The following is a 26782-nucleotide window of genomic DNA, read 5'->3' on the forward strand; positions in this document are numbered from 1 at the left end:
TTGGTTCGCCCCTATTTACAAAGATTCATGATGATAATTTCTCCATTTTATGTGAAAATATTCCTTGTATGATTGAGGACAAGACTATTCTTAATGAAGCATTAGCTAAACACCAACCCTATGTACTAAAAAAGCATTCGCCTCAGTTACAGACGAATACTTCTGAAAAAAATGTTCATATCTTTACTCTGCCACCTCAGCATACACACCAACAACCTCAAAGGTATCAGCATACTCACTTATCGTATAACTATCTAAATTCCACGACTTTCCTGGTTTTAAATCGTAAATCGATTGAATTTGACTATCTACAATCGAACCCTTTTTATCATAAAACTGTATATCTATGCTAATATATCGATATTCCTTATCTGATAAATTTTTAATAATACCACGTACTGTTGTTTCATACTTATCCTTGTTAATCTCCATCTCAGTGAATTCCAACTGATATGATTCTTCTGCTTCCTCTATAGGCAATGCATCTGTCAGTACTTCATCATACACCTCTATAACATGAAATTGTGGGCCGACAAAATAACCTGTAAGCACGGCAATCCCAATAAATAAGAGTAAACGCAGAAGCCCGAACTTCTTTTTTTGAGGGACCCCATTTTTCTTCAATTTGTCATAAAAATCAATCTGAAATGTTAAATCTTGTTTAAAGGAGTCTGCATCATCCGGTGGTAAATCAGAAATTTCAATTTTTGTTCCAACAAAAAACAATTCCATTGAAACGTAATAATTCACTTGTTTCATATGAATATATTCTAATTTCTCATAAGGTACTTCTAACACTTTTGGTTGATGAATTTCATTATGATAAATAAATAAAGCACGATCATCCGTTAACAAAAATAAACCTTTGTAACGTTCAATGCCTCCTGTTGTAATATTCAGTATCGTTTCGTCTTCATATAAAACATTTTGTAATTCATCTACTTCACGATATGAAAGAAATTCATTTGCTTTGGAAAATTCTCTAATTTCTTCTCTTATGTAGTCTATATTTTTCAAGTAAGTGATCCTCCCTTTCACTACACTAGCACTCTAGAATTATTTTAGCTAAAGGTTTACCTGCCGTGCATAAGTCAAATATCATGAATTATGTTGTTAAAGCTCTTTCGGCGCATTTTTATTTAACAAAATATGTGTATTCAGACCTATACAAAAGAATGATTCTTGGCGTTTTAATTTTTTAAAAGGAAAGACTGTTTTTTTGTATATGTTGTTATTTTTTAATAAAGGAAAACATGAGAATTAGTTCGTTCCATTTCGCTATGATGGTTTAAAACGGATTCACTACTAACATATTTCCGAATATAACCTTTAATAAAATAGCCAAATAAAAAGAAGTCTAATTCTAAGATTAAACTTCCTTTTAAGAATATATTGCAGCTCCTACAACTCCTGACATAATAATAACTAAGGCAGGGTGTATACGAAGCTTTATTAATGAGAAAAGTGATAAGGCAAAAATAAGCAATAAACTAATTGAGTGCCAAGAGAATGATCCAACTAAGTTATTGCTTATAGCAAATTTAATAGCTGCATAGCCAATTAATCCTGTAATAATTGGACGTAAGCCATAAAAAGCGGATTCAACATGCTTATTTTTACTAATTTTATAGAAGAATGTTGCAATAATATTTACAAGTAGTAGTGATGGAATAACCATGCCTAACCCTGCTGCAATAGCACCTGTGATTCCTTGAACCTGGTACCCTACAAAAATAGCACTGTTTGTTGCGATTGGTCCTGGTGACATCCCTGCAATTGCAATAACATCCGTAAACTGTTGAGTCGTCATCCAGCCCTTATTTATTACCTCCAGCTCGATGACAGGGATCATGGCATATCCTCCACCAAACGAAACAAATCCAATTAATAGAAATGTCCAGAATAGTTCTAACAGTATCATCTTAAATTCCATCCCCCATAAACCATTCTAGTTGCTGTGTTTTCGGTGAGCTTTTTTCTTTTTTCCCATCAACTGAATAACCTAACTTCCGTTTTATGTTAACAAGAACAATACCGAGAATAATACCTGAGAAAATAATTAAAACTGGATGTAAATGAAGGAAAAACAGAACAGCCATGGAACCAAATGATATAACAAAAGTAGTTTTATCTATGATTGCTGTTTTACCGATCATATAACCTGCATATACGATTAAAGCAACAATGGAAGCGCGAATCGCCTGGAATGCCGCTTCAATTTTTGGGTTATTCTGAACTTGCAAAAATAAAATGCTTAGCATGACAACGATTAGAAAGGTTGGTAAAAAAACGCCAAGTAATGCGGCAATCGCTCCTTTTATCCCGCCTATTCGATACCCGATAAATGTTGAGGAATTTATCGCGATTGCACCCGGAATCGATTCCGCAATGGCAAAGACATCTCCAACATCTTCATGACTGACCCATTTCTTCTTATCTACAACTTCTCTTTCGATAAGTGGGATCATGGCATAACCACCGCCAAAGGTGACTGGACCAATTTTCAAGAACGTCCAAAAGAGCTGAAATAATTTTTTTGTTTCATCCTTCATACTTTTCTCCTTCCAAGTTTCTATTACTATTTTTTCAAGAATTATTATTGGAATATTCATCAAAATATTTATATGTTTTGTTCTTATCTCTACGATATCATGCTTTTACGAGCAGGCATATTGCAACAAATGCATAGCATATAACGGATTGTTATAGTTAAGTTAATTTTCTTAATTCACCACCTGAGGTATGATAGAATTAACAATTATTTTCTAATTGGGACTAGGAGGGAGTTTTCTTGAACATAGAAAACCTTAAGATGTTTTGTTTAGTCGTTGATGAAGGTAGTATTAGTCAAGCAGCCAGACTAAGCTATGTTTCACAACCTGCTGTTACAAGACAAATTCGCCAATTGGAGAACTTCTATGGCACCTTACTATTTGATCGGACTGAAGGCAAATTAACTGTTACCACAACCGGAAAAATGCTTTATCCCTTTGCCAAAGCGATAGTAGACGATTTTAATCGTTCGAAGGAAGTGATTCTACAGGCAACAGGAGAATACAATTCAAGCCTTAGAGTTGGGGCATCGTTAACAATTGGTGAGTATTTATTGCCAAGCTTGCTTGGTCGTTTTAAAAAACAAACACCTGATATAAAAGTATCGTTAACAATAAGAAATACGCCAAGTGTATTAGAAGACTTATCGAATGATGTTATTGATATTGCATTAGTAGAAGGAATTGTAGAGGATAAAAGCTTTATAGTAGAGAAATTTGCTGATGATGAATTAATTCTCGTTTTCCCAACAGACCATCCTTGGAAGGAAAGATCAGAAATTAGTATAGAGGAATTAGCCCACGAACGAATGATTTGGCGTGAGTCACTTTCAGGCACTCGACTTATTGTTGAAAACGCACTAAACGAACACGGGATTTTAAATAAAATTGAAAGTTACATGGAAATCGGAAGTACACAGGCAATTAAGAGTGCTGTTGAGGCAGGTTTGGGAATAAGTATTTTACCAAGATTAACCGTTACAAGGGAATTGGAGCAAGGTGTTTTGCAAGAAATGAAGATTGAAGGTGTACATATTAATCGCAGATTATGGCTAGTTAAAAAGCCGCAAAGATTCAATAGAGAAGGGGTTACAAAGTTTGTTCAGTTTATTCAGGACAAGCACCACTAGAAAGATCATGTTTAATTTTAACGAAACAGTTAAGCTTAATTCCTCAGAAAAAAGGAATTGAGCTTTCTTTATTTAAGAATCTTGATCCCTTTTAAACTTAATGAATAAACGTACCAATAACACCAGCAAACAAAATCACGATCACCGGGTGAACTCGGAAATATAATAGAGAAATTAAAGAGATACCGAAAATGAATAAGAGACTTATCATATCCCATGAAATTGAGGTAGAGATCACACCATTTGAAAGAGCTAACTTAATCGCAGCATACATGATTAGACTCGTCACTATTGGGCGCAAACCATAAAAAGCAGATTTCACAAGTTTATTCGAATGTAATTTATAGAAAAATAAAGCAATGACTAACATGAGAATTAAAGATGGCAAACTCATGGCAATAGATGAGATAATGGCGCCTGGTATTCCGGCAACTTTATACCCTACGATCGTTGCACTATTAGAAGCAATTGATCCCGGGGTCATACCTGCCAAGGCAACTGCTTCTGTAAAATCAGTTGTCGTGATCCATCCCTTACCCGTAACCTCTCTTTCTATCACGGGAAGCATTGCATATCCGCCACCAAATGATACAGTCCCAATCATAAAAAACAGAATAAATAATTGTAACAGCATACTACTACCTCCTACATTCCTACCTGTTGCTTTAACGATTCTTCGTTATTCCCACTCTCTTCCTCTTCATTTTTTTCAAACTTTACTAGTATACCTAATTTTTCTTTAATCCTGACAATGAGAATCCCTAAAAATGCTCCTAAAAAGATAACGAAAATTGGATGCCAGTGAAACATCAACATTGCCACTATCATAGTAACTGCCAAAGTAAATGTGGTCTTATCCAATAGTGATGTCCTCGCTATTTTTATCCCGGCATATACAATTAAAGCGACAGTCGCAGCTCGAATACCAAAAAATGCTGATTCGACATATGGATTATTCTGAAAGGTTGAAAGTACTCCACAAAGCACAAGCACGATCATAAAGGTTGGAAGTAGAGTTCCTATTGTTGCAGCAACTGCCCCCTTATGCCGGCAATTCGGTGCCCGATAAAGGTAGCAGCGTTTACTGCTATTGCTCCCGGTATTGTCCCTGCAATAGCAAAAACATCTGTTAAGTCCTCACTTTTGACCCAATGCTTTTTATGAACAACTTCTTTTTCTATTAAAGGAATCATTGCATAACCGCCACCAAATGTTATAGGTCCTATTTTGAAAAAAGACCAAAATAGTTGAAAAACTTTTTCCCATTCTCCCTTCATAAATATCCCTCCTTCCTCATTATTTAACAAAGTGAATTATTCACTTTCTTCATTTCAAATGATCTACTATTACGATATCACGAAGGATGACGATGGTAAATTGCAACAAATGCATAGGTTATAACAGAAGGTTATACGTAATTAAACACACCCGAGAAGTTGGTTATTGATAACAAAAAAGCTCCAACTTTTATAAAAGATGAAGCTTTTACATTGGTAATATGCCAGATTGTTCAACCTCCCGGAAAGCAAATATGGATTGACTCATACGACTTGAGCCAATCCATCTTAAATTAGTTCACAACTGTATTTTTTTGTACATCATTTAATTGTTGAATCATTTCTTGCAGTTTTTCTTCCGTTAAGTTTCCATCGCTAAAATTAGATAAAGCTCGTAATGGCATATACTTCATCATTGCTTCCATCATCTCTGAGAATTCACCTTCGTCCTCAGATGCTGCAGCGAATGGGCTTCCTTCCTGTGCTTTTCCTAATAGTTCTTTAGCTAGTGGAGCTACTTTAGGATTAGCAAGTAAGTCACCAACTGTTGTATTACGATGAACCAGCAACGGAATGTCTGTCGTCGATTCAACTGTCACTTTTTCTGTTAGAACAACTTCTTTTGAGCTTTTCCCTACTAATAATTCGAATTCTCCACTTTCTACATGCCAATCTTTTATTTCTGTATTATAGTATGCGAATGAACGTTTATCTAAAGTAAAGGTAATTTCTTTAACTTCACCCGGTTGAAGTTCAACTTTTTCAAAACCTTTTAATTCCTTCTGAGGTCTGCTTACACTGCTTTCCACGTCTTTAACATAAAGCTGAACAACTTCTTTTCCTGTAACAGCTCCTGTATTTTTTACATCAACAGTCACACTTAGTGTTTCTGAATCATTGATTTTATTGGCACTTACACGCAGATTGCTGTATTCAAACGATGTATAGCTTAAACCATAGCCAAATGGGAATAATGGTTCCACATGTTTTGTATCGTAATAGCGATAGCCGACGAAAGTTCCTTCACGGTACTCTACTTTGTCTCCTTCACCTGGGAAGAACAAGTAAGAAGGATTGTCACTTAATTGTTTAGGGAATGTCTCTGCAAGTTTTCCGCTCGGATTTGCATCACCGAATAAAATGTCTGCAATCGCTCCGCCAAGAGCTTGACCTCCAAGATACCCCTCAAGCAATCCTTTTACTTTGTCTAACCAAGGCATTTCAATTGGTGCACCATTACTTAGAACAACAACGATATTTGGGTTCACTTCAGCAACCGCTTCTATTAGACGCTTTTGGTTTTCAGGGATGTGCAGGTGTACACGATCATACCCTTCAGATTCATATCGATCCGGTAAACCGGCAAACAAAATAACCGTATCTGCTTGTGAAGCTACTTCTTTTGCTTCTTCAATTAATGCTTCATCAATTGTATCTTGGTCACGATAGTATCCTTGAGCATACGTTACGTTCGCTTCTGAGCCAGCAGACTTTTCGATTTCCTCCACAATATTTTCAAGCTTTGTTGGTATAATATGAGAGCTTCCGCCACCTTGGTATCTTGGAGCTTTGGCAAATTCACCAATTACAGCAAAACTGCCTTCTTTTTTAAGTGGGAGGATGTTGTTTTCATTCTTTAACAGCACCATACTTTCTCTCGCTGTTTCTCTTGCAAGTTGATGGTGTGCTTCTGAATCATATGTTGCATTTTCTTTCTTTTCTTCAACAGCTTTAAAAATAATGCGCAAAATACGTTCTACAGCTGCATCCAGTTTTTCTACCGATAATGTACCATTTTGAACCGCTTCGATCACTTTATTCTCTCCGATTCCTTTTGAAGCCGGCATTTCAAGTTCAAGACCATTTGCTAGAGCTACGTCACGTTCATTAACTGCTCCCCAGTCAGAAACAACAAAGCCTTCAAATCCCCACTCTTCTTTTAAGATATCGTTTAATAGATAGTTGTTTTCAGAAGCAAATTCTCCATTTACTTTATTGTAAGAACACATAACGGTCCATGGTTGTGATTGTTTTACTGCTCCTTCAAAACTAGCCAGATAGATTTCACGAAACGTTCTTTCATCAACTATTGCATCTGTCGACATTCTGCGGTGCTCCTGGTTATTCGCTGCAAAGTGTTTTAAGGACGTTCCAACACCTTGGCTTTGCACACCTTTAATATGATTAGCTGCCATTTCAGATGAAAGATACGGATCTTCTGAAAAGTACTCAAAGTTACGTCCACATAAAGGAGAACGTTTAATATTAGCACCTGGTCCAAGAAGAACTGCAACATCCTCTGCCTGACATTCTTCACCTAAAGCTATTCCAACTTTTTGAATCAAATGGCGATCCCATGAGCTCGCCATTCCTGCTGCAGATGGAAAACAAGTAGCAGGTACACTATCAAATAACCCTAAGTGGTCAGCACCCATTTTTTGTTTACGTAAACCGTGTGGACCGTCTGTGACCATGATAGATGGTATGCCTAGTCTTTCAATCCCTTTTAAATTCCAAAAGTCTTTTCCAGAACATAGACCAGCTTTTTCTTCTAATGTCATTTGTGAAATAAGTGCTTTAATATCTTTTGTCAATATAATCCCTCCATAAGTATCAAGGTAGAAAACGCTTACTAATAAACTATATGACTATTATATACAATCACTCATATCAATTTTGGTAATATATTAGTTTTTTTATCTTTTTTTTAACATTTATTCATCTTTATGATATGATTTTAGATATTAAAAATGAGGGGTCAGCTTATGAAGCTTCAGGATGTAAATTACATTTGCAAATTGATATATGAATCTTTTCATATTCCGGTTATTTTTCTAAATGAACATAATCATTTAGAGTTTGAGTTTGCTTCTCAAACTATTAAAAATCCTTTTCACACATCAACACAAGATCTTCTGAAACAATTCCAATTAAATCACGAGCACTACCCATTCCCACTATTGGTCAAATCGGAATATTATGAACATTATTTTATCATTCAAGTGCGTAATCTTAATCAATATAAAGGGATGATTATTGTCGGTCCCGCTCTTCCTTCTGAGCTTTCAAATGAAAGACTGGCAGCTTTGGTAAATGACATGCTTGTTCAAAAAGAACTTGTTGAAAAAATCGTCCATTATTATGAATTACTGCCCCGAACATCCAATTTAAAGTTTATCAACATCAGTATGCAGATGTATTATATGCTCTATCAAAAAACACTGGATCCCGCCAATATCATGTTAAAAAATATTGAAGCGGGTGAACACATTGTACAAATTGAGGATCCTTTTACAACCATTTCACAGAAACGCGAAAATGTGTCATTTCATCATGATTTCATCTATGAAAAAAGGCTATTTCAATACATTAAAGAGGGTAGAAAGGATGAATTTTTAAAAGTATTCAAACTAAGCCCTGACAAAGGAGAGTTGGGCGTATTATCGAAGAAAAGTCAGTTACGCAGCAGTAAAAACTTAGCAATTTCCGCTATTACACTGGCAACACGAGCTGCTATGGAGGGCGGTCTTCATCATGAAATTGCCTATACACTTAGCGACTTATATATTCAAAATCTTGAGGAATTAACAAATGTGAAATCAGTGGATCTGTTTATGGAACAAGCCTTAAGTGATTTTGCTGATCGAGTAAGAAAACATAAACAACAAAGGTACTCTAAACCTATTAATATGTGCTTAAATTATATCTACACACATCTTTACGAAGATTTGACCTTAACAACCTTGGCTAACCTTATAGAGATGCATCCTAATTATTTATCAGCTCTTTTTAAAAAAGAAGTAGGTATTTCTATCGCTGAATATATCCACCGAACAAAAGTTGATGAGGCCAAATCATTGATAATATTTACTGACTATTCGTTATTGAAAATTTCAACTATATTAAACTTTCATGATCAAAGTTATTTTACTAAGGTGTTTAAGAAATATGTTGGTGTGACACCGAAGAAGTATAAACAGAATAATACTGAGTCTGTTTGATTGTCTACAAAAAAGTGGGAACCACAAAAATAAACTTGGGAGAGAATGCTTTCCGAACGTCCGGTAAATGCCGATGTTTAAAGCATAAATGAACAGGAGTATATAAGTATAAAACAAAGGTTTTATAACAAACAATAGGCGACCTTATTCATCCAAAACGAATAACAAGGTCGCCTTACTATTTTCATAATCATAACTATTTATCCCTTCAATTTACTTTATTGATTTAGTGTTTTACCTTTTTATCTTTAGTCTGATCCGCATTATTTTTAACTTGATGGAATAAATATGAAAGATAAGAGTTTAATTCAAACCGATCTTTAATAACAAAGTCCGAGAATGTTAATTTGTTTTCTCTACACATTATGTATCCCTCCTTATTTAACTCTATTATTCTTTTATAGATAAAGATAATCTAAATTTCAAAAAATATACGGAACATAGAAAAATTTATAACCTTCTCGAAAACCGTTCCTAGTACCAGCCCCACCTACGCTAGATACTTTGACAGCCACGCATGCCGTCCAACCTATTATCATTATAATTGTAAGCGTTTACAAATTCAAGTGTTATTAGAAAATAAATTTCGACATAAACCAATTCGGACTTATTAAAAATCTCCTATTGGACATTTATGCTTTATCCTTTTTCTATTTTATTAACCAATATCCCTTTATATCTTTATGACGAAAACAATACTAGTATCAAAATAATACTAGTATTGTAAAAGCAGGCGCAATTTTAAAATATAGCTTTTTCAAAATAACTAGCTTAATGCTTCATTTCTAAGATTTATTGCTCTAGTACTCTTCTTTCGGTATTCTTTGATAAATCAATTCTAAAATGAAGCTCTCAGAAAGAGCAACATTTTTATCTTAATCGTAAATGGACGTGTGAAATATTCCATTAAATTAAGCAGGAAAACATTTAAGGAGACTTTGAACCATTCATTACCCAAATACAAACCGAAAGTCCACACGTGTAACTTCCTTTAGTTCTTTAACGGCAAAATCTAATTGATAAAACTCTTCCTTTTCACCAAAGTGATTTAAAAAATGATTTTTTTGTATACTCAAATCCAATTTGTCTCTGTCAAAAAGTATCTTTATCTTTTCAGTACCCACCAACACAACACCAGTAGACTCTTCTGTAATCTTTAAAACTGGTGAAATAAATCGTTCAACGATGGAAGTTGGTTTTTCTGTGCAATAATACCTATCAGACAAAATCATTTCAGGTATATGCTTCTTTTTCCATATGAATTTTCTTTCTAACTTTTCTAGGCTTCCAACTTCATAAGCTCCTGCAAGATCCATCTCGAGCACATCTTCTTCTTCACTAGTGATAAAAGCAATAATAGAAGCATGCCTAGCTACTCCCGCTGACTGATATTGATGATTGATGATTGGAACGGAGTGGCCTTGTGAACCATTACATAAAAATGAATACCGCTCTTGATTAAAATAGGCCTCACAATACATTCCGCTTCCTAAATCCTTTAGAAACGTTTCTCCTTTAGCTTGTAAAATAAAATGACCAATATCATTATGATTATGCGGCTCATCATTATGACCGCCTTTACAGGCAAAAACGTAATCAGTATGTCTTGAAATGAGCCACTGTGAATCTTTCAAGTAGTATGTTGCATTCCCCCAAGGTTTTCCCGCTTTATTCTCATCAAACCAAATGAAATTTCTAAATGCCGGTGCCCATCGGCTGCAATGATCATCAGTATATGCTGCACGAAGCTCTGTTTCAGGGACTTCAAGCTTCGGAAAAACATCGTTTACATAATGACTTAAGCCTAAAAAGACAGATCCTGTTTCTGTTGAATCAGAGAAATTCACGACCTTATTTTTATAGATAAAACATTTTTGCTGAAAAGCAGCAATTTGCTCGACTTTATCTACCTGAAATAAATCAATTGCTCCAGAGGTTTTTTCTTGAGTAAGTCGGCAAAATAAACATAGTAACCAAAGCCATATTGCCAGTATCCATATCCCTCCATACAGGCTCCATCTTCATTAAAACCCTTTAAATAATAGGTCATTGCCTGAACAACTCTATCTAAAATAGAGGTGAGCATATGTTCATCATCCACAACATACAAAGCAGCTGTACCAATTGAGCCTGCACAAACCGCTGCCCAGTTATGTGTGGATGTCTCCCAATGGAATGAGTGATGTTGAAACGGTAGTAGGACTCTCCGGTATACTTCCTGTTTCATTCTCTTTTGAATAAGCGGATCCAGAACATGGTTCATTAAATTGTTTATTTCACTAAGTGTAAAGGCTGTCTCAGCTGCAAAAAGATCAATGGTATAATGGGGATCTTGTATTGTTTGTAGAAAATCCTCTTCATGTTCTGTCTTCATCTCAGGACTATTCTTCAAGTGTGCTGGTAAACACCAGCTGTATTCATTACATATCGACCAAATTGTTTCGTGTAATTCCCGCAAATAAGTAGAATTAGTTGGTTCTAATAAAGTCATGATCGCAAACGTATTAAGGCGTCTTCTCTTGGCAAAATAGCTTTTTTCATATTCAAGCCTTGAGCCTGTTTCTCTAAAGATCGTAAATTCTTCAAATGTTAGTTCTTTCATGGGATTTTGCAGTAGCCTATCTGCCTCTTCTCTTATTTCGGTAATCAGTGGCATATATGATGATTTTCCCTTAATGCTTTCAAACCAGTTTGCTTGGTCTTTTTTTGATGAGAACAAAAGAGATGAAGCATTTGGCTTCAACATCTTTTCAAGTTCAATAAACAATGACATTCACCTCTCAAATTAGGTCTAACTGAAACTTTGAAAAAAATCGAAAAAATGAAGGAGCTTCAGCCAGAAACTTAATCTCTCATTCTTTCGATTCTTCAACTGTTTTATATTGTTATTGTAATTGGGTCATGATTACTAAAACGAATCTTCATTTGATCTTCTGTAACCTCTACCTCTGGTGCATGTTCCCAACACTGTTCCTTGCTGCCGGATTCTCCATAGACTGCACTAACTAAAAAGCTGGTTCCTGGGGTAATTCTCTTTTGAATCGTCGGGATAACCGTACGAGAATGTAGTATGTTTGTATTAGAGTTCGGATAAATGAATGTTGCTTTTCCTTCACCATAAAGGCTCTTCACTCCACTTGCTCCCCATAATGTCTTGATCATACATTCTTGATCCTCTTGAAGAATTTCCACCTGTGGTTCTAGTTTCTTATCTTCAATTCCTAATGCAAAGCCCCCATCAGCTGTATCTAGCAATCTGTCAGTCTCAATGCGGTGAATTCTAATATGCCAAGGAGTACCCGGAACAAGCCAAGTCTTGACTTCTACATCATTCCAAGGCTTCCATTTGGAATAGATATAATCATTCTCTATCGTAAATTCTTCGCTATTTCTTTTTACTCGATAAAGATTATCTCCTTCACTTAAGGCTAACATTGAATCAAATGCCCCCTGTGAAAGGCCCCACTCTGCTCGGGGAACACTAAATCCAAAAGCTGTTGAATAGACAAATTTCTCATATTTTGCTGATGTATGTGTATGTTCATTTGTTGATACATGACCTGAGTTAAAAGCTAGAGCATGATCACCGGCTTCATTACGGCATATAATGAGATGAGGTTCTTTCTGAACCACTTTCTCACCAATGGGAGGGAGTGGTTCCTCTTCCGCCCTCCAGAACGGGTGCTCCTTATCTAGCGCCAACGGTAAAAAGGCTTTTAATGACCAATAAGGAGAACCTGGTGAATTATAGTTTTCTCCCATAACTAAGTTTGGATAAGAGTATCCGATCGTCAAAATACCCGAATCATTGAAAATAGGTTGTTTAAACCACCATCTTAAATTTCTCAGAATAATCCCTTTCATGACACCTATCGAAAATGGCTCTATGCCTGCATATACAGCCGCACCCCAAAAAGAGATACTAGCAAATCTATACGTCAAGCTTCGACCGTAAGGAATCGCGGAGCCATCTGATGAAAACCATGCGATAAAGTCTTTTGCAAATTCCTCTGCTCGAGCCTTATACTTCTGAGACCTAATCGGATCTTCTTTTTCCATAACCTTCGCATAGATTAATCCATAATAATGAAATGCAAATGGTACATAATAATCTGAATGTCCATTTATACCATCTGCATACCATCCATTAGATAAATAAAATTGATCAATTCTCTCTAAGTTCACTGCTATTTTTTCTCGATCATACGGCTCTCCAACATTTTTTAATCCTAAGTTAACCAGAACAGCGAAAAAAAGCCAATTGCAATCATGTGCATGACATTGATTAACCTGAGATAACCAAGCACTTACATTCTCTCTTTCTTGTAGAGTAAGAGGTTCCCATATCTTGTCTGGAATAAGTAATAAAGCAAGACCAAATGAAGCCATCTCAACAATTCGTTGATCAAAATGCTTAATCTCTCCCCAGTATTCCTCATGATTAGGATCTGTTCCATTTTTTAATCCTTGTAGATGCACCTCCCACAGGTCATACTCGACATCTGTACCTGCAAAAAAGGGTGCCAAGCCCCATAAAAGTCTGGAGAATCCCTCCATCTCTGAAGTAGAATCAGAGTAAGCAGCACCTGTGTTACCTAATTTTATACGCGCACAGCCTTTACTATAGAAGGGCTTTAATGAATTACAAATTTGTCTTAATGCCTCTTCAACATCTTCTCTGGTTTTGAGTGGATTGGTTTTAATAGAATCCAAATAGGTTAGCATTTGAAAATGGCTCCTTTCTTCATTGCATAAGAATTGAAATAGATATATTTTTATCTTAAACGCTTACAAAAGCACTGTTGTTATTTCCTCTCACCCCTATACTCAATCGGTGTAACACCAGCATAGTTTTTAAACACTTTAATAAAGTAACTTTGATTATCATATCCGAGTCTTTCACAAATTTTCCCTACCGAATCAACCGTTTGTTCAAGTAATTCTTTTGCTCTGTTCATCTTAGCTTTTGTGACATATTCTACAAAGGTTTCTCCAACTTCCTTCTTAAAAAGTCTGCTAAAATAACTCGAATTTAAATAAAGAACATTTGCTACTTCATCAAGGGTGATTTTCTTTTCCAAATTTATTTCAACATACTTACAAGCATCGATCACTTCTTTACGTCTCGATTTTGTCGTTGACTCGTTTACCGCCTTTAAAAGCATTTCAAAATATTGAATGAGCCATTTTCTTAGTTCTATTAAGGAATCAATCGCTATTATTTCTTCATGTAAAACTTCATTTGACGTATTTGTACCGAAAAATTGTAAAGCCTTTAGTTTAACTTTTAGATCTAACAGCAGCTTTAATACCCAGTCTTTCACCATTTCGGATGAATACTGTTTTTCCTTGAAAATGTCCATCCATTTTGTGATAAGCGGCGTTACTTCTGCGGTATCCTTTTTTATAATAAGCTGTCTAATTTCGTTCGATGCCTTATCATACCATTCAAATAAGCTATCCGATGTTTTCGTCTCTGCTCTCTTTTTTTCAATCGTACAATTTTCTATATAAAAGCGTTGATTTGTACTATCAATCAAGGTTTGTAGTGAATGTTTAAAAGACATATAGCTATCTAATGGGTCTCCCACTAAAAAGGAAAGAGATATTTTCAACGTATGAAAGACATTCCTCTGAATTTTTTCAAGACATCTGGTTGCTTTTCCATAACTGTCTGATTTTAATGTTGAGCTATAGGGAAAAAATAAAAAAGATTCCTTTTTTTCTAATGAAAAATGGGCTGAACCTTCTTCATCCTGTAAAACTTCACTTATGACATTTTGAATCGAAAATGTTAAGGTATCTTCGGAAAGATAACATTCTTTTGCTGATCGATAATCCTGGATAAAACATAAAACTGGAATATATGATCTTCCTTTTACATCCAAGCCATAAGAGAAAGCTTCATCATACCATCCCACATTTTCGTAGGTATGTTGATAGAGGGTTTTCCGTAAAAACTCCCGTTTCATTGACTCTCTGTTTCTTTCAACAATACTCTCTAACTTGAATTCTTTTATTTTTTGTTGATTTTCTTTTTCTACATTTTTCTTTAATTTTAGCAGTACTTCGTCTAAGTCTTTCGGATCTAACGTATCTTTTAATAAATAATCCTGTACATTCAGCTTTAAAGATTGATGAGCATATTCAAACTCATTGTGGCATGTCAGCATACAAACTTGTAGATTGGGATTTATTCCCTTTAATTGTTTTGTTAATTCTATTCCGTTCATTTTAGGCATTCCAATGTCTGTTAGTAAAATATCCGGCATTTCATTTAACGCATAGGTAAGTGCACTAGCCCCATTCTCATGAATGCTTTGAAGATTTAAGCCTAGTTGATCCCAATTTATGATCTCTGATAATAATTCCAAAACAGGATAATCATCATCTACCAGCATTACCTTATACATTAGCTCTTCAGCCTCCCTTTAAAAACAGACATTGTTATTTTTGTCCCCTTACCCTCTTCACTTCTAACTTCCATTTGAAAAGTATCTCCAAATGTCATACACATCCTCTCGAACACATTGGCAATCCCAATACTTGAAAAACCGCTTTTATTCTGAACATGAACTAACTCTGAGTTATTCATGAATCTGTTTCGAAAATTCGTTAATGTGGCTTCATCCATTCCTACCCCATTGTCTTCAATCATAATATAAAAATCATTTCTTCCTACAAAAGCTTCAAGCTTAATTTTACCGGCACTTTGGTTTAATCCATGAATGATGGAATTTTCAATAATAGGTTGTAAGATAAAGCGTGGAATTGATTCTAAATAAGCAGCATCAGTAACGTTGACTTCAAACTCCACCTTTTCCCTTTGACGCATGTTCATTAATTGAACGTAATCTGTTACGATGTCTATTTCTTCTTTAAAAGTAATCATCCCTTTGTCTTTATCAATCGTCATTCGTAATAATTTCGATAAAGAACTAATCATTTCAGCACTCTCATAATCACCTTTTCTCATAACCTTCATTCGAATAGAGTTTAGAACGTTGAATAAAAAGTGTGGGTTAATCTGTGCCTGCAGCATAGACAGTTCTGCTTTACGCTTTCTATCTTGAGTTTCTGTTATTTCCCTAATCATCTCGTTGATTCGATCCAGCATTTGATCAAATGAGTTAGACAGTTGACCAATTTCATCTTTACTTTGAATATTTGAGCGAACGTTTAAATCTCCCTTTTGAACGGTTGTGGCCACTTTCCCCAATTGGACGAGCGGCTTTGTCATCGTTTGTAATACATACGTTAATAATAGAAAAAAGATCACAAAAGAGATAAATTGCCCAATAAAGACTTTATGAAAGATTGAATTTATTTTAAAGATTGCTTGTTTGTATGGATTTACAGATACCAGTGTCCAACCTGTATAAGAAATAGGATGACTGGCATAAAGGTAATTCTCATCAGAAGTTTCTATAATATTAGTAAAATCTGGATTTTGGACTTCATCTTTATAAGTAAATGTTGTTCCAATCTTTTCATTATTAATATGAGATAAAATGTTATATGAAGAATCCACCAACATCATTTCTTCTTTTCCAGGCAAACTTTCAAAGGCCTGTTTCACTTTCTCTTCCATAATTGTCACAACAACATACCCGTAAATTTTCAAATTAGCATCTCTTAACGGTCTGGCAACTGAAATTTGATATGGATTTGTCGCTTGTTCTGATTTAAACACAGTCGGCTGACTTCCTATCCAGATCGATTCATAACCAAAAACACGATCTAAGTCTTTAAACCAAGGCTCTTCAAAAAGTTTCTTCGGGTTATAGTCACTGACAGGATAATTTGTGTAGTGCTCACCATTTTTCAGAAGAATCGTCACATATGACTTCTCACCAAGTAAGGTAATATTTTCGATTAACATCGAGACTTTTCGATTTTCTAAGTAACTTTCATATTCTTCTTCCTGGTCTATTAGCTGTTTATCATTTTTAGCATTTTTCTTTAAAATTGAACTTATCTCAGAATCCAACTGTACATAGTTTACGGCGTATAACATATCTTCAAAAAACTTATTGACATATTCTCCTGCTAATTTCAATTCCCTATTAGCGTTTGACATTGCCTGTTCTTTCATTGCATCCTTTGTTAAATAACTGGTAATAAAAAGGGTAATAATGGCAGGAATAACAAGACAGATGACAGATGTGATAATAACTTTATTACGAAAAGAATAGGTTGTCAGCTTTTGAAGTATCGTATTCCACACAAAATTCCTCCTCCAATAAAAGGATAAGACACAAGCAGAAAACGCTCTCAACCTCTGCATATATCTTATCAACTAGTTATTGAATATTGTCATTATTTGAATGTCTGTAATTAGTAGTAAAAACACTGTCTTGTTTTTTAATAACTTACCAGAATAGTTGTCTATTTCCTTTTAATACCGCAAGACCTTCAACAAAGAAATAATCCCCGTAAATGAGGGGTACATCTATGTTCTTACCTTCCGGATAATGACTCGTACCCTCAAGAATTAGCCCATCCTCTTCTAAAGTACCCCAAGCTCCGTAATTCTCATATAAAGACTTAATCATTTTTATGCCGGATTCTTTGTATATTTTAGATTCTGTCTCACTTACCTGTTCAGATAATAACAATAGTCCGCATGCTGCAATTGCGCCTGCAGATGAATCCCGATGCTTTGTTATGTTCTCCGGAAGTCTAAAATCCCAATGTGGTACATAATCTTCCGGCAGGTTTGCAAGGAAGAAGTGTGAAACATTTTTCGCTGCCTGTAAATATTTATCCTCTTTTGTATACTTATAAAGAAGAGAAAGTCCATAAACAGCCCATGATGCTCCGCGGGACCACGCTGATTCAGGAGCAAAACCTTGACCTCCGATTGCCTCAACTCTTTCACCAGTCTCTGGATCAAATCGAATAATATGATACACTGATCCATCTTTTCGTATGAAATGATCCAATACGGTTTCCCCATGTTTTTTAGCAACAATACTATATCTTGGATCTCCTGTTACTTCTGTCGCCCAAAACAATAATGGTAAATTCATTAAACAATCAATAATGGCCCATCCTGCATTATCCTCACCTTCGTGCCATGGATTCCAAGCTCTAATATAGTTACCTGATGCATTAAATCTTCCCATTAATAAGTTTGCAACTAACAATGCACGTCTTTTGGAGTCTTCATCATTTAATAGTTTATATCTCGCAACACTTGTTAGTGTCCACATGAATCCCATATCATGATCTAATTTATAGTAATCTGTGATAACATGATCGAGCTGTTCTTCACATTGTTCCGCTATTTCCTTAAATGAATTATTTTTTGTGTCACGATACAATTGCCATAAAAGCCCCGGCCAAAATCCTGCCGTCCACCATGATGGAGATTCTAAATGATAATCTCCTTTTACACTTGCATGTGGAAAGTTTGCACCAATTTTCACACTCGTTCTTTCCACTTTAGAAATGACTTTTTGCCATGCTTCCTCAACCCATGCTAAATTAGTAGACATATGATCACCTTTCTTTATTTTTTGTTAGTAATTAAAAGAAAGGGCGCCAGCTTTTGCTGTATCCAATTTCTCCACTCAATGGTGAGAAATTGACATTTACGCCCGAACCTAATATATTTCAAATGATTATTTATTATTATCGATAATTTCTTGTGCTCTTTCTTGAGTTGCTTTTATCGTTGCATCAATATCTTGATCACCTAATATCAACTTTTCGTACTCTTCATTTACAACTTTGTACAGCTCTGCTTGATATGGTACAGGTGGAATAATCTTAGATGATTTTGCCCCTTTTAATACATTCACTAACGATTCTTTATCTACTTTTTCTGGTGTTACCGTACCTGCCAGAATGCCGTCAATAATAGAATCTAAGTCTTCTTCACTTACACCATTCCAGGAAGGAACATTTTTCCCTTGAACCACTTGCCCTTCAGTTGTATACCAACGAATAAATGTATATGCTTCTTCCTTATGTTCAGAATTAGCAGCTACAGACATAAAGTCCGTTGTAACCGGGGAAAATCCACCAGTATCTCCCTCTTCATTTTTTGGATAAGGAGCTACTGCTACATTAAAGTCTAATGGGAACTGATCCGTACCACCCAGCTCAGTGTTCATCCAGCTGCCAATTAACACCATACTTGCATCTTGACCAAAGAATTGATTACGGTAATGAAGCTTCTGTGAAATGATATCTGTATATGGTGTCGCTGACTTATCTATCTTCTCCATTTGTTCTCTCATTTCCAAAGTCTTTTTAAATAGTGGACTGTCGAAATTAGATGTCCCATCTGCTTTTATAAATTCTGTATTATCTTCTTCACTGGCAAGAGCTAATTTCATAAACTCCATCCAGCCTCCACCTTGAGGACCATGAAAATAGGTTCCATAATGATCGTCTGTTGTAAGCTTTTTCGCATATTCCATATACTCATCCCATGTCCAATCAGCCGGTACTTCAAGTCCTGCTTCATCTAAGTGATTTTTGTTTAATAATACATACCAAGGATTAAACTTACCTGGAAGTGCGTAATAGCTATCATTAATCTTTGTATCTACTTTATATTCTTCATTTAACTCGTATCCTTCTTTTTCGATAAATTCATCAATTGGCGCAACCATTCCTAACGCTACCCTTTGGGCATAACTAGCTGGATCACTAAACATTAAGACATCTAATTGCTCGCCGGATGCAGCAGCTAAATCTAACTTCTGCGTTGCTTCCTGTGTGTCACCCTTTTCACTCAGGATAACGAGATCTACATCAATTTTGGGAAATTCTTCTTCAAATGCAGCGATGGTTTTTTCCCAATTATAGCTTGTTTCATTACCATGTGTATGGAATTTAATCGTAACCGCTTCGTCAGACCCCTTACTATCAGTTTCTGTCCCGGAGGTACTTTCTCCACCACCTCCTGAACAACCTGCCAGTACTCCAATTAACATAGTAGAAGCTGCTAATGTTGACCAAAACTTCCTTTTCATACTATATTTCCCCCTTTAATTAGCTTACTTTATTGTAAACCCTTACACAACACATTTTAGCAAAGGCGTTTATCCTAGTTATAAAAATAATTTTACCCATCTCGGAAATTATTTGACTTTCATAGTAGAAATCTACTATTAACCTTTTACCCCGCCTAATGCAATTCCTTCAATTACTTGTTTTTGACCAATTATGAACACAATTAACAATGGTAGAATGGCAGATACAGCAGCAGCCATTATTAATGAATAAAATTCTCCATTAATTGTTGTAAACTTTTGCATAGCTAATTGAATGGTATAAAGTGCGTCTGTACGTAAGAAAATTAATGGATTTTGATAATCGTTCCAAGTCCATATAAATCTTAATATGGCATATGTTGCAACAGCCGGCCTTACAATCGGCAATGCGATAGACCAAAAGATCCTCCAATGACCTGCACCGTCAATTTTTGCAGCATCAATATATTCATTATGAATCCCCATAAAGAACTGCCTGAGCATAAATGTCCCTAAAACACTAAAGCTTCCCAATAGAATAAGACCTAAATGACTATCAAATAATCCAATATTTCGATATAAAATAAACTGTGGAACTAAACTTGCCTGTGGCGGTACCATGTATGTTGCCAGAACGATGATAAATAACCATTTCCCTGCAGGAAAATTAACTTTTGAAAAACCATAAGCAGCTAAAGCAGAAACTGTGCATGAAACCAATGTTGTCAACACCGCAACCTTGATTGAGTTCCAATAATAGATATAAAATGGAAAGTCACCAAACCAAACTTGTTGATAGTTATTAAACCCGTTCCATCTCTCAGGTATCCACTCAATAGGAAATTTAAATACATCTGCTTCTATTTTAAATGAAGTTGATAGCATCCATACAAAAGGCAATAAAAACAAAATACTGATCAGGAAAACAACAATCGTTATAATGAGTTTTTGAGCGTTTAATTGCTTAGTCATATAGTTCCCCCCTTAATAATTAACCCATTTCTTTTGGCCAACCCATTGGAATATCGTGATTAAAAATACAATAAAGAATAAAATAACCGCCATTGCAGATGAATAACCAATATCCAAATTAACAAAAGCTGTGTCATACAAATGCCAAACTAGCATACTAGTTGAGTGTAATGGACCACCTTTTGTTAAAACAGCAATCAAATCAAACACTTTAAATGTTGAAATGATTCCTGTGATTAGTAAGAAAAATGATGTTGGAGAGACCATCGGAAACGTTATATGACGAAATTTCACCCAGGAACTCGCCCCATCCATCTCTGCTGCTTCATATAATTCTAGAGGAATTGATTGAAGGCCAGCAATATAGATAATTAAGTTAAAGCCTACGGAAATCCATATTTGAATAATCATGACAGATAGTAACGCAAATTTTGGATCCGCTATCCACAGAGGAGGATTTTCAATCCCTAATGACATAAGCGTCTGATTAATCGGTCCTGAGGAAGGGTGAAATAAAACTTGCCAAACAACCGCAATTGCCACGACACTTGAAATGTAAGGCATAAAAAACGCAACTTTGAAGTAACTTTTCATGTAAACGCTTTTATCAATAACAACAGCTAAGAGTAAAGAAACAGCCATACAAATCGGCACTGTAAATAAGAAGATCCCGTTATTTAATAATGATTTCAGGAACACCTTATCTCCCATCAATTCTTTGAAGTTTTCAAAACCTACCCACTTCATCTGATCCATACTTTGGATAAACTTCCAATCTGAGAAACTTAGTATAAATGTAGCGAAGATTGGTAGTAATACTAATATAGAAACACCAATCAGCATTGGAGATACAAATAAAAAACCTGCTAGACTTTCGGTCTTTTCAGTTGATCCTTTTTTTCTCCTTGTTAGTACTTTTGAGGATGTGTTAATTTCTGCTTTCGAGTCCATTAGGTATCACCTCTCTTTTAATATGTATTTATTATAGAAAAAACATCATGGCAAACCTTAACAGTATTTTGATGAAAGTTACAACATTTTTTACTTCTTTGGGTTTGCCTTAAAATTTAGAAAACAACAAAAAACACCCAAGACCATTAGGTTAATAGGGTGTCTTTAATAAAAATTCAACTATTCTTTTTAAACATCCACACCAGGACTCATTTTTGGAAAGATCGAGTAAGAAAAGTACGTGAGTGCAAAAGCTATTCCACTACCTAAAAAAAGAAAAGCAACACCAGGAAAGAGTAAACTAATGAACAGACCAATTCCGACGGCGAGAACCATCATGAAAGTACGTAATGGAAAAGAGGTTCCTAATAAAATAGAAGACTTATAATAATGAAGGATTGAGCCCTCAAAATGTACATATACAGGAAATATATATAGGAAGATAATCGTTAAAATAATAGACATTATTACAAAACATGTTAGGAAAATATAATGCAGTAATCCTTGCATTGCCTGAATCAATACTAAATCAATATACATAAAAGCTATGACAACTAATAATGACCCCAAAAGAATATTTGCCTTTTTGAACTCTCGTTTATAGACATCCCAAAACGAAGAAAAGATTGAAATGTTATGCTCTCCCATCATCCATTTACGTATTATTGTAAATAAAGCTACCGTTGAAGGTGCTATTCCAAATAATATAAGACCGGCTAATGTAAAGAACATCCATAATAGATTTACATAAGCAAGTTTACTAATCCAATCACAAATTCTGTATATGCCTCCTGTCCAACCGGTTGTTTCCATTCTTTTCCCCTCCTCATTGGTGCAATAATACCTTTATATTAAATTGTGTCCCCTTTTTTGAGTATAATTTTTTTTACTCATTTTAGTATTATTTTTACTTTTATGAATCGAATATTCACTTATAAGTACAATAGCTTTCTTCACTTAGACATCCCATACTAACAAAACCCGGGTTAAACATAACCCAGGTCTCAAAAGTGATATCGTCAGCACCTTTATAAATAATTGGGCCATAAAACTATGAAGCAGTATGAACTTCTCAGCTTTACTCGTTTATTTTTTCAATTAATCCTTCAACTGCTTCTATGAGCATAAACCTTGATTCTGCTACTTGATCTGTCGTTACCTGCGGATTATTCAGAACTTTTTTTGCGTTCATGAATGCTTTATGGAAAATTTTCCAGCTTTCCTTTGTATAGTTTTTCTGTTCTTTATCTACATGTTCTTCATATAACAACTGCAGTTTATCTTTATTAACCTCAACTTTGTTTTTTCCATTTATTATATCTATACCATCTAAAACAAATGTACCACCTTTTACAACGACTTTAGCCGTGTGCTTCTTATCTTTAAACCCTCGTATTTGATAGGATGTTTGTCTATCTCCCCTGGAGAAAATTCTCACATTCTCATCAATTAATTGATCATCTACATACACATCAATGACTGCATCAGGTGTTGCTCCGAATAAATTGAAGCCTGAACCTTTAAAATCAAAGATCATACTGCTAGTTGGGCTCTCCACTTTTGGTGTACTGTAAATATTTACTCCTCGATAATCCATGTACGTTTCTTTCGGTTCATTATCTTTTAATGAAACCTTTAACGTATGGGCTTTTTCTTCAAGACCTCTTACGGAGTATCTTACACCAGTGCTCGAATCTACTGCAAAATTCCCCATATCCACACCATCAAGTTCAAAATTATAAAGGCTCTTATCACCTGTTCCGGATAGGTAATCAATTCCTGATCCATAAAAGTTAATGAGAAGATATGGATCATCATTAAAATTCGCCCAAGCATTTGTATTATTTGATCCCCAAGAATTATTTTTTCTAAACGCATAAACGGTATTCTCTTCAGTACCTATAAGTGATTCATCAGAAATTTTCACGATATCATTTGGCACTAATTTTTGGACTGACAAGACTGGATCGTTTGTTTCAATTTCGACCTTACTAAAGCTAAGATACTTTTCTTTTGCTACTACTTTAAGAGAATGTTCTGTATCTTCAAGTATTTCTGAGGACCACACTTCCTGATGAATTTCACTATTATTTACATAATTCGCTTCACCGACTAATTTTCCATCCAAATAAATATCAGCTGTTCCATTTGAAGGATTTGTTATACCATATAACCTTATTTCTGTTCCTTTAAATGTAATTTCCAAGGAACCATCAGAGGTCCAAGCATTAGAACTGTTGGAAGACCAATTGCCGGTATAGTAAACTTTATTCAACGTACCTTTCGTTGTTGTTGAATCACCATGCCCTATCGTCACGCCGTTCCAAACAGGAATATCTGTTGCTGCTGTCATCTGCGTACGGTTAAAGTGCGCATAACCCGCTTGTGTATAATTCCATTTTCCAACATACCCGATTGGATTTAATTCATCGTTATGGTTTAGAGCTTCTTCTTCCGTTTCAAATTTCTTCCCTTGCGCACTGTCAAACTTTTCAGACTCATAAGTGTATCCTTTAATAGGATCTACTCGCAAATTATCAATAAGAGTTTCATAGTATCCAGAACCTAAAACGACTCTGCCTGCCATTACAGTCGAATCTTCATCTGTATATGCAGCAATTTTCTTTCCATCCAGGTAAAGAGTAAATACATTTTCTTTTGCTTCAAACCCTAAATTATGCCAAACTTTATTATTGAATTTTTCAATCTGTCCACTCTCAACAACCTTGCCTAGTTTAAGGATCTCATATTTTCCATCACTATATATACGTGCATTGTACGGTGCATAAGAATCTGACCCACCTGCTTTCACTTGACGTACGCCAATTAAAGCATAGTTACTTCTACCTTCTACTTCCGGTGTATGTGTATCTAATAAAAAGTCGTAAGAAGCTTTGTAATTGACCCAGCGGTGATCACCTATTGTTGTATGCGGGTTACTGCTAGCAGCTGATCCATCAGTTCCACCCCAAACTGCCCAATCTGCTCCGATAATGTCAGGAGTCATTTTCTGCTGCAGCATATTTCCATGTGCTTTTGCATCTGGTATTTTTAGATCTGTCCGTTTTGCACTTCCACTTGTGACAGGTTTCGTTGCTTTTTTAACAACTTCAAATGCCCCGATTTGATCTGTTGTATAACGTGGAGTACCTCCTCTTCTTTCAACATAGTCTCTTCCTTTTTTATCATCCGGATATTGTTTATATTCAAAATCATCCTTATATGGGAGTGACATTATCTTGTCTTTTGATAAATCAGCAGGACTTGATTCATATTCAAAATCATCTACTTTAGATTCCTTATCCAATGTGGAAATTGTCACGATTGAATATGGTTTCACTTCAATCACGTATTCACCTTTTTGAGGTTTAATAACATTGATGTTCTTAAACCAATTCGCATCATATGCTTGGCCTTTATCAGGTCCCCGAGTTTCCCAAACATAAATTGGTGCATGTTCTTTGCCACTTAAATTTTTCGCCTTGATTTTATATTTACGGGTTTCCTTTGTATTGTTTGCAAAAACAGTCGTATAATCATCTGATTGCGGGTCTTTTAACGTAAGGTAGTTATGAGTACTTGTGTCAACATCAACCCCTCCATCAAAGAAGTTCCCATCACTAAATGTTGCATCCTTCACATACATCCAGCGCTCATTTTCAGGTGTTAAGTGATCATCATATCCGACAAAGTTCATGACATGGCGAACTCCTTGTACCCCACCATCTACTTCATAAAAGCCTGACCATGGATCATATGCACTAATTAAGTGTTTTGGGTTGTATGCAGACCCTTCATAAAACGCTGCAACTGATGGCTGAAAATCAAAAGAAACAGCATTCAGCGGATTATTTTGTGCTCCTGTCCATGAATATACTGAAATGATTCGTGATGTTACATCAATAATTCCTGCTTTTCCACCAAGCCCATTGTAATTCGGCTCCATATTTTCACGATAACGTGCATTAATCATCGGAGCGATTCCTTCTGAAACCCAAACCTCTTTTGGCTTCTTCCCTTCATCAATTAACTTGTTTTGTAATTCAGTAAGCTCATTAGAACCAGTTAACCCATAGTGAGAACTAATAACATCAATCTCATCTATTAAATCTGCATGATCAAGAAGAGTTCGACTAATCGTTTTTGTATCACGATACCCGTCAGCAGCAACAAGTTTAATAGCTTTATAGTCTGTTTCATAGTTTGGTTCTTCTTTTATTTTTGTCGTAAAATATTTAAGCCAGTCAACTTCATTTCTACCATTATTTTGTGCTCTTTCATTTTGTGAGATTCCTATATAATCCAAGTGGAATCCATATTCATGAAACACTGAATCAATTGTCTTTTTGTACCATTGGTACCGGTCTTCATATTCTTTTTCTGCTGCACCATTCCATGTAAATCTAGGCTCACCCCAACGCAATATTTCCGTGGTAATATCAGGGTTGATAGATTTTGCATCAGCTGCAAATTGAAATCCCGCTCCTCTTAATACGTTTGCCGGCTCATCTGCATACCTCATCGTTGCAGGCTCAGTTCCTGAAGATGAATTCACATCCGCACCTAACTCCACTTTGACATGTGATAAACCCGCTCCTGTATCCTTATTAAACAGGAGATTCATCATTTCCCAGTATTTTTTGGGATGCTCTTCTTTATAATCCAGCATCAAACGTGATGTATTATTGGCTGTTACTGTACCAAAACCTTTAAATCTGTTATATTCATCGACATCTTTTCCATCGATTGTAATTGTTTTTGTGGTTACTTCAGCGCTGGATACTTTTGGGTTACTAGAAATGATGGAACCTATTAGCAGTGAAGCTATCGTTAAAGTACCGACTATTTTTTTAAGTTTAGTTCTTTTCCTGACCATTTTTTAACATCTTTCCTTTCTGCATGTTAAAAAGT

General features: G+C 35.4%; 19 protein-coding genes and 1 pseudogene. 2 read left to right on the plus strand and 18 right to left on the minus strand.

Translation table 11 applies throughout. From position 1 onward, the window contains the following. Positions 1-183 precede the first annotated feature (183 nt). The 3 genes from AC0L8O_RS15900 to AC0L8O_RS15910 all read right to left on the minus strand — a co-directional run bounded on the left by AC0L8O_RS15900 (position 184) and on the right by AC0L8O_RS15910 (position 2552). On the minus strand, positions 184-1017 hold the full coding sequence (locus AC0L8O_RS15900) for an FxLYD domain-containing protein (RefSeq protein WP_473443654.1): 834 nt from the start codon (positions 1015-1017) through the stop codon (positions 184-186). Between the two features lie 364 nt (positions 1018-1381). Then, positions 1382-1921, minus strand: coding sequence for a chromate transporter (locus AC0L8O_RS15905; protein WP_473443656.1), 540 nt, complete (start codon positions 1919-1921; stop codon positions 1382-1384). A gap of 1 nt (position 1922) precedes the next feature. Further along, positions 1923-2552: a chromate transporter gene (locus tag AC0L8O_RS15910; RefSeq protein ID WP_473443658.1), complete on the minus strand. Its 630-nt coding sequence runs from the start codon at positions 2550-2552 to the stop codon at positions 1923-1925. A 239-nt stretch (positions 2553-2791) separates the two neighbouring features. On the opposite strand from AC0L8O_RS15910, the gene AC0L8O_RS15915 reads away from it, so the two are divergent. Then, on the plus strand, positions 2792-3682 hold the full coding sequence (locus tag AC0L8O_RS15915; protein WP_473443660.1) for a LysR family transcriptional regulator: 891 nt from the start codon (positions 2792-2794) through the stop codon (positions 3680-3682). A 97-nt stretch (positions 3683-3779) separates the two neighbouring features. Here the strand turns inward: AC0L8O_RS15915 and AC0L8O_RS15920 are convergent, their stop codons facing one another. The 3 genes and pseudogenes from AC0L8O_RS15920 to AC0L8O_RS15930 all read right to left on the minus strand — a co-directional run bounded on the left by AC0L8O_RS15920 (position 3780) and on the right by AC0L8O_RS15930 (position 7553). After that, on the minus strand, positions 3780-4316 hold the full coding sequence (locus AC0L8O_RS15920) for a chromate transporter (RefSeq protein WP_473443662.1): 537 nt from the start codon (positions 4314-4316) through the stop codon (positions 3780-3782). 11 nt (positions 4317-4327) lie between these two features. Further along, positions 4328-4959 (minus strand): annotated as a pseudogene (locus tag AC0L8O_RS15925) (chromate transporter). 293 nt (positions 4960-5252) lie between these two features. Then, positions 5253-7553 carry a glycoside hydrolase family 3 C-terminal domain-containing protein gene (locus tag AC0L8O_RS15930; protein ID WP_473443664.1) on the minus strand — a complete coding sequence of 767 codons (2301 nt, stop codon included), beginning with the start codon at positions 7551-7553 and terminating at the stop codon, positions 5253-5255. Positions 7554-7724: 171 nt separating this feature from the next. Here AC0L8O_RS15930 and AC0L8O_RS15935 point away from each other — a divergent pair, with 171 nt between their 5' ends. Next, complete coding sequence (locus AC0L8O_RS15935) at positions 7725-8960, plus strand: helix-turn-helix domain-containing protein (RefSeq protein WP_473443666.1); 1236 nt, start codon at positions 7725-7727, stop codon at positions 8958-8960. Between the two features lie 226 nt (positions 8961-9186). Here the strand turns inward: AC0L8O_RS15935 and AC0L8O_RS15940 are convergent, their stop codons facing one another. The 12 genes from AC0L8O_RS15940 to AC0L8O_RS15995 form a co-directional block, all read right to left on the minus strand. Next, on the minus strand, positions 9187-9324 hold the full coding sequence (locus tag AC0L8O_RS15940; protein ID WP_226529624.1) for a hypothetical protein: 138 nt from the start codon (positions 9322-9324) through the stop codon (positions 9187-9189). A gap of 586 nt (positions 9325-9910) precedes the next feature. Then, positions 9911-10807, minus strand: a complete 897-nt coding sequence (locus AC0L8O_RS15945) for a heparinase II/III family protein (protein WP_473443668.1) — start codon at positions 10805-10807, stop codon at positions 9911-9913. Positions 10808-10866: 59 nt separating this feature from the next. Then, positions 10867-11727, minus strand: coding sequence for a hypothetical protein (locus AC0L8O_RS15950; protein WP_473443670.1), 861 nt, complete (start codon positions 11725-11727; stop codon positions 10867-10869). Positions 11728-11837: 110 nt separating this feature from the next. Further along, a complete protein-coding gene (locus AC0L8O_RS15955) occupies positions 11838-13685 on the minus strand; it encodes a DUF2264 domain-containing protein (protein WP_473443673.1) in 1848 nt (615 codons plus the stop codon). An 80-nt stretch (positions 13686-13765) separates the two neighbouring features. Next, complete coding sequence (locus AC0L8O_RS15960) at positions 13766-15373, minus strand: response regulator transcription factor (protein WP_251682323.1); 1608 nt, start codon at positions 15371-15373, stop codon at positions 13766-13768. Continuing rightward, positions 15373-17187 carry a sensor histidine kinase gene (locus AC0L8O_RS15965; RefSeq protein WP_473443675.1) on the minus strand — a complete coding sequence of 605 codons (1815 nt, stop codon included), beginning with the start codon at positions 17185-17187 and terminating at the stop codon, positions 15373-15375. Before AC0L8O_RS15965 ends, AC0L8O_RS15960 begins: the two co-directional genes overlap by 1 nt. A gap of 145 nt (positions 17188-17332) precedes the next feature. Then, on the minus strand, positions 17333-18460 hold the full coding sequence (locus tag AC0L8O_RS15970; RefSeq protein ID WP_473443677.1) for a glycoside hydrolase family 88 protein: 1128 nt from the start codon (positions 18458-18460) through the stop codon (positions 17333-17335). A 126-nt stretch (positions 18461-18586) separates the two neighbouring features. Further along, positions 18587-19948, minus strand: coding sequence for an ABC transporter substrate-binding protein (locus AC0L8O_RS15975; RefSeq protein ID WP_473443679.1), 1362 nt, complete (start codon positions 19946-19948; stop codon positions 18587-18589). A gap of 138 nt (positions 19949-20086) precedes the next feature. Further along, positions 20087-20920: a carbohydrate ABC transporter permease gene (locus tag AC0L8O_RS15980; RefSeq protein WP_078434875.1), complete on the minus strand. Its 834-nt coding sequence runs from the start codon at positions 20918-20920 to the stop codon at positions 20087-20089. 12 nt (positions 20921-20932) lie between these two features. Next, positions 20933-21871 carry a carbohydrate ABC transporter permease gene (locus AC0L8O_RS15985; RefSeq protein WP_473443681.1) on the minus strand — a complete coding sequence of 313 codons (939 nt, stop codon included), beginning with the start codon at positions 21869-21871 and terminating at the stop codon, positions 20933-20935. A 189-nt stretch (positions 21872-22060) separates the two neighbouring features. Beyond that, positions 22061-22684, minus strand: a complete 624-nt coding sequence (locus AC0L8O_RS15990; RefSeq protein ID WP_473443683.1) for a YesL family protein — start codon at positions 22682-22684, stop codon at positions 22061-22063. 265 nt (positions 22685-22949) lie between these two features. Next, complete coding sequence (locus AC0L8O_RS15995) at positions 22950-26747, minus strand: glycoside hydrolase family 30 protein (protein WP_473443686.1); 3798 nt, start codon at positions 26745-26747, stop codon at positions 22950-22952. Between the last annotated feature and the right edge of the window lie 35 nt (positions 26748-26782).

The organism is Metabacillus sp. KJ11-3 (genome assembly GCF_055808295.1).